Source organism: Proteus mirabilis ATCC 29906 (genome assembly GCF_000160755.1).
GTDB lineage: Bacteria > Pseudomonadota > Gammaproteobacteria > Enterobacterales > Enterobacteriaceae > Proteus > Proteus mirabilis.
Map to the genome: position 1 here is coordinate 36,410 of NZ_GG668581.1, position 11,174 is coordinate 47,583.

Below are 11,174 nucleotides of genomic sequence, written 5' to 3' on the forward strand. Positions count from 1 at the left end.
AAACATAACTTCTATAAATTAACAACCTTTTTTTTCAGTTTATTTTTTATCACCGCTCAAAACGAGAGCTAGATCACTTGTTAATCCAAGTAGTAACTCCGTGTTGTAACAGCATAAAAAACTAGAAAAAAACACCAACCAAGAATAAAGAATCGACGCAATGCCATAGTATGGCTATCAGTTAAAACAATCTCGCCAACATCATGAAAGCGCTGCATAAAATTAAAAACAACGTTGCATACTGAAATACCCTATCCGGCATTTTAATTAATAGCCATTTTGATAGAGGAATGGAGATCAAAGAGCCAAGAAACAGCAGCAATGCTAAATGAATATCGGTATGACCATCTTGCATATAAGCTAATGCAGAAGAGCCTGATAATAGGGTGGTCGTAAAAATCGAAGTACCTATCGCTTGTTTTATCGATAGATTGGCGTAACGCAATAATAAAGGTAACACCACCACACCACCACCGACCCCTGTGGCACCTAAAACAACACCTGCTGCAATCGCCGGCAATAACAGTGCCTTAATATTAAGAGGCGCTAATGGGGTTATCTGTTTAGCTATCACAGGTGAAGAGAAAAACATTCTTTGAATAAACAAAAAGAGAGAAAAAATAATGGCAGCCACCACCAGCGCATTAATCCCCCACTCAACTTGCTGCTGATATTGCGTTAATGAACCTAAATAATTGACGAGTAAACTCGCTAAAAAAGTACTTGGCAACATAATGGCAAGGACTATCATGGCTCGTTTAAAGGGAATATTCCCCAAACGGAAATGCATATATGAGGATGTCACTTTCATCAACATTGAAAGTAAATTTGCGGTTGCCACCGCCATTAATGCATTCATACCAAAGAAATACGTTAATATAGGTAAAACAATAACACCACCACCTACCCCCGTTGTGCTAATAATTAAGCCAATCGCCGCACCAACAGCTAATATGGTGATAAATAACATTATTGATTTCCTTGCATTACAGCTTGTCGCCCTTTTAATAGCGCTTTTTCCGCTGAGCCTTTTGCCAGTGTCATATATTTAAAAAACAGCACATCAAAAGCGACCATTTGCAATACTTGCGGTGTGATCACCCCCAATTGTGAATGTTGCTCATCATAAAAATAAGGTAATGTGTAATTCGCTAAGCGCGTAGCTTCATCTTGCCCAAAACGTGTTAAAGCCACTGTGATACAGCCTTCTTGTTTTGCCGCTTTCAGCATTCGATTAATATCCGCAGTATTACCTCTTGCAGTAACAGCAATAGCCAAATCATCCGCGGATAAATTCGCTGAATAAGCAAGTTGCGCATGGAGATCTGCACTAAATAAGGTGTTTTTATTCACTCGGATCAGTTTATGGAAGATATCGCTCGCAACGATCGCAGATGCGCCCACACCAAATAAAACGATCCGTTTAGCGCTGATCATTTTCTCAGCGAGTAGATCTATCGTCGCTGCATCCAGTAACGCTATCGAATCCTGAATGGCGGTAGTAAATAGATGTCCTGTTTTAGCAATAATCTGCTCAGTCGAGTCTGTTTTGGCTAAATTGGCATAAAGAATATCACTACTGCTTTTTTGTTGTTTTTCCTCTGAGAGATAATCAATTTTAAACTCAGGATAACCGCCATACCCCATTTGGCGGGAAAAACGGATAACAGAAGCACTACTGACACCGGCTTTTTGTGCCAATTCTGCGGCATTCATACTGGCAATATTATCGCTATTTTCTAATAAATAGTGGGCGAGACGTTGCTCTGTCCCTTTGCCTTGTAAGCGCAAATTTTCAAGTTTCTTAGTCAGTGTTGACATTCTATTATCCTTTTTCTTTTCTTCTTCTGACTTATTTTTCTGGATCGGTAAATCCGATTAATATACTGGCAATAAAACCGACAACCCAAGCCCCCAATACTGCGATAAGGAATTTGATGATCTGCCCATCCCCTACCAGTGGAATTAATGATAACCCAGCAGTACCAAATGGAATAATGATCCCAACCTGAAAATAAGCCATTAATGCACCACCCGCAGCTCCGCCAATACAACCTGCAATAAAGGGCTTACCTAAAGGTAAAGAGACACCAAATAATAAAGGCTCACCCACGCCGAAAATTCCGACAGGCAATGCACCCATTAACGTTTTCTTTAAGCGTTGGTTTTTAGTACGTAAATAAACCCAGAAACAAGAGCCTACTTGCCCCATTCCGCCCATTGCTAAAATAGGGAATAGGTAATTTAACCCAAAGGTATTTAAAATTTCAGTGTGGATCGGTATTAAACCTTGGTGTAGACCGGTTAGTAATAAGAATAAGAAACTGCCCCCTAACGCTGCGCCTGTCACAACCGCACCGCCACCATGATTTAATAGTGATAAGGAGACGCCTTGCGCTAATAGTTGATTCAGATAATGACCAATAGGTTGGAATACCATAATCGCCACTAACGCAGAAACTAAAATAGTGACAAAGGGGGTTAAAATAAGATCAAGACTCTCTTTTACAATACTGCGAAACCATAGTTCTAATTTTGAAGAGAATACCACCACCATTAAGACCGCGAAGATCCCGCCACTATTAGGCTGTAATTTCTCACCAAATAATGTGATATCAGCCAGTCCCGGCATGGCTAATAATCCCGCCATAACAGCACCTATGGAGGTTGAAGCCCCTAACTCTTTAGCCGTATTTATACCTATCATAATAGAGAGATAAGCAAATACGGTGCTTCCGATCAGTTTAAATAGCTTAAAGAGTTCAGGAAACTGATCAACTAAGCCGGGAGCCACTAAACGGATAATATTAATTAGCCCCATAATTAAACCACAGCCAATTAATGCTGGGATAGTAGGAACAAAAATAGCCGCCAACGTATTTAGCATACGACGAATGGAAAACCCTTTTTTCACTGGTGTTGACGCAGGGGTTTCTTCGCTATTATCTGTGTTTTTTTGCATACGTTTATTCATGATTGAATAAACTTTGGCGGCCGTTCCCATTCCTACTATGACTTGATGTTGCTCGCCATTAAATACCACGCCTTTGACACCTTCGACTTGTTTTAATGCTTCGGTATTAAATAGCGAACTATCTTTTAAGATCAAACGAATACGGGTCATGCAATGTGTTAAGGTTGCGATATTGCTAAACCCACCAGCCTGTTTTTCTATTTCTGATGCTAAGGTGTCGAGATGTTCTATTTTATTAGCCATAATTGTGCCTGCTAGAGTTCAGAGGATTGACTGATATTGTTATTCATTAAATAGGGCTAACTGTTGTTGTAAAGAGTGGTAAGGATAGCGTTGTGTCATTTGCTCAACCTTCTCTACACTCAGATGAAGCTCATACATTAAAATGGCTTTTCGCGGATGATAATTAACCATTTTTAATAACTCCGCTGCTTTTTGTGTTGTGATCCCACACACTTCACTCACAATACCTTCAGCACGTCGCTGTAATTTTTCATTACTGGCCACCACATCGACCATCAGGTTTTTATGCACCTTACCTAAACGAGTCATTACACTGGTACTTAGCATACCTAAGATCATTTTTTGAGCCGTGCCACTTTTCATTCTTGTCGAGCCTGTTAACACTTCGGCGCCGACATCTGGCGCGATGGATAAATCGGCTATTTCACTCATCATACCTTTACCGCGGGTAGTAATTGAGAGCGTTAATGCATTGATCTGCTTTGCATACTGTAATGCAGCCACTGTAAATGGCGTGCGACCACTGGCAGCGATACCAATAACGACATCGTTAGAATTTACCTCACGGCGTTGCAACTCTTCGATAGCAGCTTGTTGATTATCTTCAATATTCTCAACGGCTTGAAGCATAGCATCATGCCCACCAGCAATAATGGCTTGTACCAGTGAGGGAGAAACGCCAAAAGTAGGCGGACATTCCGCGCTATCTAATACCGCTAATCGGCCACTTGTTCCTGCGCCGACATAAAAAATGCGTCCCCCTTGACGTAGACGTTCACAAATTTTGTCTACGGCTTTCGCGATTGCGGGTAGTTCTTTCTTTACGGCATAGGCCACGGTGATATCGGCACTATTAATTAACGAAACTAACGCTAAGGTACTTAGCTCAGAAAATTGTGCGGTCTCTTGGTTACTTTCATTTTGAAGACATAAACTCAATGCATCATCTTTCATTGTAATAACCTTAATGAAATAGTATTTCAATTAAAATTACATCTAATGAAATTTTAATTCAATCTTATTGATGACTATTTTGTGAACAAAATCACAATACCGTAAAAACATTCAACTAAAAACAAACTTAACGCGATGTAAAAAAGATAACTTATTGATAATAAAGCTCTCCTGATTTTAAACAGGAGAGCTGTGAGAGGTATGGCTCATTGATGGCTATTTTGCTGAGCTTAAAAATTCGCTAAATTCTTCAATACTAGGATAAGAAGATTGAGTGCCTTTTCCTGTGACACTTAAACCCGAAAACATAACCGCTTTATTTAACGCTTCTTCAATATTGCCGGTATGCACATAGTAATGAGAAAAACAGCCAATAAAAGCATCTCCAGCACCGCTGGTATCAACGGCATTAACTTCAATGGCGGGGATATATTTCTCAATTTCCCCATTCACCCATAACGCCCCTTTTTCACCTAATGTAACAATGATATTTTTAAACCCTTTTTCGAGTAAAAAGTAGGCTGCTTCTCGAATTTCATCCAACGTATTAATTGGCATACCCGTTAAAATTTCCAGCTCTGTCTCATTGGGGACAAAAAAATCACATTGTGCGGCGATAGTGATATCTAAAGCTTTCGATGCTGGTGCAGGATTAAACAATACTGGAATATGATGTTTATTACCGAACTCAATCGCGTGATAGACCGTTTCAAGCGGGATTTCTAATTGCAGCACAATCATACGACATTTTTTTAAACTCACCGCGGCTCTATCGATATCTTCAGCAGATAGATGCTGATTCGCGCCTTTTACGATCAAAATACTATTGGATGATTGAGAGGTAACAAAAATAGGTGCAACACCGCTGGTGGTTCCGGGCACTTTTTCAACATAACGAGTATTAATACCATAAGACTCTAAATTCATGATGGTGTTATCTGCGAAAATATCATCTCCCACTTTGGTTAACATCATCACCTTAGAATTTAATTTTGCAGCGGCAACCGCTTGATTTGCCCCTTTCCCGCCGCAACCAATCTTAAATGCTGGCGCCTCAAGGGTTTCTCCCTCTTTTGGCATCCTATCTATATAGGTGATCAAATCCACCATATTTGAACCAATCACTGCAATATCCATAGTGCCCCTCTCACCCTAATGAAAAAGTTAAAATGTTAGAATAGTTACATTTAGATAGATATATAACAATATCATGTTATTTAAATATCATTTGTGATTGTTATCCCGTTAAAAGCTCACTATTATGTTGCCAAACTAACATGAGTGATAAATAACAATCTTCTCTTAAGGAAACGATTATGCGTCCATTAGCTAATTATATCGATCATACTCTACTTGCTGCAGATACAACTGAAGCACAAATCAAACAATTATGTGCTGAAGCTGTTGAACACGGTTTCTTCTCTGTGTGTATTAACACTTCTTATATCCCTTTAGCAAGAACTTGCCTAACCGGAAGTGATGTAAAAGTATGTTGTGTTATCGACTTCCCATTTGGTGCAGGCTTAACAGCAACCAAAGCATTTGAAGCGGCAGAAGCTATTCGCCAAGGTGCTCAAGAAGTCGATATGGTTATCAACATTGGCATGTTAAAAAGTGGTCGTTTTGATTTTGTAAAACAAGATATTGCCGCGGTAAAAGCCGCTTGCGGAAATACAACACTAAAAGTTATTCTAGAAACATGCCTATTAACTGACGACGAAGTACGTTTAGTTTGTGAAATGTGTTGCGAAGTCGGTGTTGATTTTGTTAAAACATCAACTGGATACAGTACAATGGGTGCCACAGAACACCATGTCGCTTTAATGCGTCAAACTGTCGGTGACAAAATGGGCGTAAAAGCGTCAGGTGGTGTACGTGATCGCCAAACTGCCTTAAAGATGATCAAAGCGGGGGCAACACGTATTGGTGCAAGTGCCAGTGTTGCGATTGTAACAGATTCAGATGCACCAGAATCAAATTACTAATAGCCTAGCGTATCGTTATATGGGATACGCTATTCGATAATAGAAGGATCCTTAGGTGATAGAGACCAAACAGCATGAACGTTTGCGTCGCCTTAGCGAATGCATAAAACGCTCAGGCCGCATCCATCTCAAAGATGCCGCGAGGATCCTTGAAGTATCTGAAATGACCATTCGTCGTGATCTCAGTTCAGATGTTGAAAACCCCTATCCGATGTCACTGCTTGGTGGCTATATTGTCGCATTGGCACAACCTCATAGTAACCTAATCACATCGACTAGTGATATTATCACCCCGGATCAAACCCAAGAATTACATATTCCTAATCTTGCTGCGGGCATGGTGTCTGAAGGTGATGTACTATTTTTTGATAATGGCCAACTTATTCCGACATTAATTGAGCTTATTCCTGAGAGTTTACACTTTACTGGTATTTGTTATTCGCACCGCGTTTTTCTGGCATTAAGCCGAAAGAAAAATGCGACCGTACTACTGTGTGGTGGCGAATATCGCCCTAAAAGCGACTCATTTTATAATCCCCTCCAGCCTTGTTACCTTGATAACATAAACCCGAAAAAAGCCTTTATTTCCGCAGAGGGTGTCCACCTCGATTTTGGTGTCTCTTGCTACAACATCGATGATCTTCATATGAAAAGAAAAGCGATGGATAAATCGATTCGCAAGATCTTACTCACCAAATACCACGCCTTCGATGAAACCGCCACAGGCAATATGGGGGATTTAGCGCAATTTGATGTCGTGATCACCGATAGAAAATTAACAGATGATTACGAAGCCTATTGCCGAAAAAGCTCAGTTAAAATTATTTATTAACCCAAAAGAAAAATCTCACTGTTCCCTAATTTACTTTTTTTGGTAAACAGAAAGAAAAATCACGCTACTTTTTTAATTGCTAAAGTGAAAAAAAGTGATTACTATTCGCCTGATTTATTATTTTCCATTTCACAGAACTGCAAGGAGGTATCCCATGACAACAACAAATATGAATACTCTTTGCGGACAATCTCAAAAGTAATCCTTTCTTTTTACTGTCCGCCAATCACGTTATTTTTTATCCTTTACAATATATGGATTGGAATATGGACAAGTGTGTTCATTATTTATCTGATCGCGTTTGTTATATCGCCTCAGATAAAACTTGGATTGAAAGTAAAGCAATCCAACAACTAGTAACAACCGCTCAACTTCCTGAAATGGCTTATGTCACTGGCATGCCAGACTTACATCCCGGTCGTGGTTATCCCATTGGAGCGGCTTTTTTTTCTGTTAACCGTTTTTACCCTGCTTTAGTCGGTAATGACATTGGCTGTGGTATGACACTGTTTCAAACAGAATTTAACCATAGCAAACTCAATTTAGATAAAATAGAAAAAAAATTGAGCGAAATGAGTGATATCGCGCCCATCGAATGGTTGATAGATAATTTACCTGCAGATATGCAAAATCATCCATTTGCTCACTCATTAGGCTCTATTGGTGGTGGAAATCACTTTGCTGAATTCCAACAAATTGACCAAGTTATTAATCAAGCATTGTTTACAAACAGTGGTATTAATAAAAAACAATTATTGCTATTGGTGCATAGTGGTTCACGTGGTTTAGGGCAATCTATTTTACGTGCTCACACAGAGCAATTTGGCCATCAAGGATTGGTCGCGAATACAGACGCTGCCAATGACTACTTACAAGCCCATGACCATGCTCTTAATTATGCTAAGCTCAATCGCCACTTGATTGGCCATAGAATGATGGAACAAATTCATACACAAGGAACGGTTATTACTGATGTTAACCATAATCTGGTAGAGCCTTGCGAATTATATAATCAACAAGGATGGTTACATCGCAAAGGGGCGACGCCCGCTCATCACGAAATTGTGGTTATTCCTGGTTCACGTGGTGATCACAGTTATCTCGTTAAGCCTATTATCTCTGAATTAAGCCTTCATTCTCTACCACATGGTGCGGGTAGAAAGTGGATGCGAACGGAGTGTAAAGGCCGTTTATCACATCGATTTACGCCATTACAGCTCTCACGCACAGCACTAGGTAGCCGTATTATTTGTGCTAATAAACAATTAATTTATGAGGAAGCGCCTCAATCGTATAAATCAATTGAAACTGTTATAGAAAGTATGAGGAGTCTTGGTTTAATTGAGGTTATCGCCCGCTTAAAACCGGTTATTACTTATAAAACCAGTGGGGAGATAGCATAATGTTATTACAATTTTCTTCAGCACAAGGCCCCGAAGAATGCTGTATAGCGGTAGAAAAAACATTGAATTATTTTCTAACCGTCACAGAGCAGCGGCAAGTTGATGTGATAATTCTTGAGCAAGAGCCATCGCGTTATGGTTTAAAGTCAGTATTAGTATCGCTTAAAGGTGCAGAGGCTAAAGCTATCGCACAACAATGGTCAGGCACAGTGCAATGGCAATGTACAAGTACTTTAAGACCTAAACATAAACGCAAAAATTGGTTTATCGGTATCGCTTATTTTGAACCACCACAAGAAATCCAAGACACCGAAATTTTATTTGAAACCATGCGCGCCAATGGCCCCGGAGGACAACATGTTAATAAAACGAGTTCAGCTGTCAGAGCGACGCATATTGCAACAGGCATTAGCGTCAAGATCCAGTCTCAGCGAAGCCAACATGCTAATAAAAAATTAGCGAAACAGCTTATTGCTTGGCATCTAAATCATTATCTATCCCAACAGCAAGCTTCATTTAATAACCAGCGGCACCTAGCTCATCACCGAGTGATCCGTGGTAATGCAACTCATTGTTTTTATGGACGTGAGTTTTTACCAATAACGAAATAACTCATATAAAACTAAAGCCACGTTATTAAATCGTGGCTTAACTGACTAATAAATCTAATAATTAAACCATCACTGTGATCTTAAATAATAAAATCGGTTATACATCTTAGTAGATAGCGAAAATAAAAACGCATCAGCGATGTTAAATGCCATCAGTATAAGATAGAGGGTTATTATTAATTCACTTTAGTGATGATTAGCCATCTATCACGACTTTTAATTACTATTTCATTTAACATTAGACCTGATTTTATACTATAAAAACAAAGCTTTAACACTATAGAGTAGTAATAGAAAACATTTTAAAACGATCAAATATGCATCATCAATTATTGATTTATGACGTTCAATAAAGATATATACTTATATTTTAATATCAAAGATGCCTAGAAGTAATTTCTTATCATTACTATATTACTCAATAAACTACTACTATATGAGTATTTTTTAACAAAGCACTATTGTGATAATATTATTAGTGATAATAATTATTTAATTGGCTATCCTTATTTTGCTGACTAACAGTTGATTTTAGTAATAAACTTTGTGGTGACACTTTCAAAATAATCGCAATACATATTAATTCATCAACGGTTATCTTAGTATAACCATTTTCTAATTTTAGATAATATTGCTCTGTCATCCCTAACTGTAATGCAATTTTCGAACTTGATATATTTAATTCTTTTCTTCTATTTTGTATTCTTTTCCCTACCACTGTATTGATCATCATATACGCCCCTCAATGACAGGTAACCCTAATGATGATTCTAGTACAAATTGATAAAAACGATCAATAAAAAGATTACGATAGCTAACAGCTATCAAAAAACAAGCATTGATCGGTAGTAACAATACTTAGATAGATATACCTATAAATGCGTTTTTTAAGTATTAAATTTTAATAATTTACCTTAATAAAGATTATTATCTAAACAAAAGCCTAATTTACAGTTAATATAATGTTAAAAAATTAATACTTGCATGTATAAATAAAAATATATTTTAAATTTAAAGATAAAAATAATCTCCACCAATAACTATATTTATAAAAATATATCAAATATGATATTACTTATAATATTACCATAGCATAAAAATGCTTTCTTATAAGCATTTCAAAGAATAGAATAATTAGCTATTTTTACTTATAGATATTTTGAGTCTATTATTTTATTTTTTTTAAAATACGACTAAAAATAGTACAAAATGTAAGAATGGTTGTTATTCTATAATAAAACAGATTTACCTATTAGAATCTTTAAAATAAAGATAAAACCATTTTTAATAGTAAAATCAAAAAAAATGAGCGATTAGAGGATGTTTTACCATTTTATTTTTATATTGTATTTAATAGAGTGAGGAAGATGTTTGAGACATTAAAATCACTATTGTTACGTTAAGTATCAAGATGTTGCAAAGAAATTAAAAAACAATGTTATTATAACAGATATGAATAATTAAACATATTTCTGTACTTCTTCTATAAAATAAGATTTTATACGACTATATTAATAAACTTTCGCATTCGCTATCATTCAGCCATTCACTTATTATCTAAAATACCCATGTATACTCAAAAAATCCTACAACAGAAAATTCTAATATCACGATCTGGCGTAAAGGTGATAACAGAGCGCCCCATAAACCACTGTTACTCTTATTAGCGCTTTCCGAGTACCGCAAAGGCCATCCACGACTATTTAATTATGGTAATGAAATTCATCAACAGTTATTAGAATTATTGATTAATTTTGGCCCATCTCGCCGTGAGCATTATCCAAATCTGCCTTTCTGGCGATTAGTTCGCGATGGTTTTTGGGAATTGCAACAACCAAAAGAGAGCGATCTATCAAAAGATAATAAGCAACCATCGAAAAATAAATTAATTCAGCAAAATGTGTTAGGTGGATTTGACCAAGAAAGCTATCAGCTTCTTATAAAAAAGCCAAGTTTAATCAATAAGCTAGCACAACAGATTTTAAGTGAACACTTCCCTGATAATGTTCAAGAAGTTATTGCTAACCGTCTTGATTTTTCCCTACAAGAAATTCGCCAAAACCGAGATCCCACTTTTAGAAAAAATATCTTACGTGCTTACAATTATCAGTGTGCTATATGCGGTTATAATCTACGTTATGATAGCGCCGTGGTTGGCCTAGAAGCCGCTCA

General features: G+C 37.4%; 11 protein-coding genes. 5 read left to right on the plus strand and 6 right to left on the minus strand.

From position 1 onward, the window contains the following. Window positions 1-181 precede the first annotated feature (181 nt). From HMPREF0693_RS13970 to rbsK, 5 genes are all read right to left on the minus strand, one after another. On the minus strand, window positions 182-970 hold the full coding sequence (locus HMPREF0693_RS13970) for a sulfite exporter TauE/SafE family protein (protein ID WP_004246143.1): 789 nt from the start codon (window positions 968-970) through the stop codon (window positions 182-184). Beyond that, complete coding sequence (locus HMPREF0693_RS13975; protein ID WP_004246144.1) at window positions 970-1,821, minus strand: MurR/RpiR family transcriptional regulator; 852 nt, start codon at window positions 1,819-1,821, stop codon at window positions 970-972. Before HMPREF0693_RS13975 ends, HMPREF0693_RS13970 begins: the two co-directional genes overlap by 1 nt. A 31-nt stretch (window positions 1,822-1,852) precedes the next feature. Further along, a complete protein-coding gene (locus HMPREF0693_RS13980) occupies window positions 1,853-3,217 on the minus strand; it encodes a PTS transporter subunit EIIC (protein ID WP_004246145.1) in 1,365 nt (454 codons plus the stop codon). 39 nt (window positions 3,218-3,256) lie between these two features. Further along, the gene (murQ, locus tag HMPREF0693_RS13985; protein ID WP_004246146.1) at window positions 3,257-4,171 is read right to left on the minus strand and encodes an N-acetylmuramic acid 6-phosphate etherase; all 915 of its coding nucleotides are present in this window, start codon (window positions 4,169-4,171) and stop codon (window positions 3,257-3,259) included. A 216-nt stretch (window positions 4,172-4,387) separates the two neighbouring features. Further along, complete coding sequence (rbsK, locus tag HMPREF0693_RS13990; protein ID WP_004246147.1) at window positions 4,388-5,308, minus strand: ribokinase; 921 nt, start codon at window positions 5,306-5,308, stop codon at window positions 4,388-4,390. Between the two features lie 179 nt (window positions 5,309-5,487). Between rbsK and deoC the strand changes: the two genes are divergently transcribed. From deoC to prfH, 4 genes are all read left to right on the plus strand, one after another. Then, entirely contained in the window at window positions 5,488-6,156 is a 669-nt protein-coding gene (gene deoC, locus HMPREF0693_RS13995; RefSeq protein WP_004246148.1) for a deoxyribose-phosphate aldolase, read from the plus strand. Between the two features lie 55 nt (window positions 6,157-6,211). After that, window positions 6,212-6,988, plus strand: coding sequence for a DeoR family transcriptional regulator (locus HMPREF0693_RS14000; RefSeq protein WP_004246149.1), 777 nt, complete (start codon window positions 6,212-6,214; stop codon window positions 6,986-6,988). A 266-nt stretch (window positions 6,989-7,254) separates the two neighbouring features. Then, window positions 7,255-8,391 carry an RNA ligase RtcB family protein gene (locus tag HMPREF0693_RS14005; protein WP_036932474.1) on the plus strand — a complete coding sequence of 379 codons (1,137 nt, stop codon included), beginning with the start codon at window positions 7,255-7,257 and terminating at the stop codon, window positions 8,389-8,391. After that, entirely contained in the window at window positions 8,391-9,002 is a 612-nt protein-coding gene (prfH, locus tag HMPREF0693_RS14010) for a peptide chain release factor H (RefSeq protein WP_004246152.1), read from the plus strand. The genes HMPREF0693_RS14005 and prfH overlap by 1 nt, the downstream gene beginning before the upstream one ends. 475 nt (window positions 9,003-9,477) lie before the next feature. Here prfH and HMPREF0693_RS14015 read toward each other — a convergent pair whose 3' ends face one another. After that, window positions 9,478-9,735, minus strand: coding sequence for a helix-turn-helix domain-containing protein (locus HMPREF0693_RS14015; RefSeq protein WP_004246153.1), 258 nt, complete (start codon window positions 9,733-9,735; stop codon window positions 9,478-9,480). 873 nt (window positions 9,736-10,608) lie between these two features. On the opposite strand from HMPREF0693_RS14015, the gene HMPREF0693_RS14020 reads away from it, so the two are divergent. After that, the coding region (locus HMPREF0693_RS14020) for a phosphorothioated DNA-binding restriction endonuclease (protein WP_050765215.1) at window positions 10,609-11,174 on the plus strand (566 nt) is incomplete at its 3' end.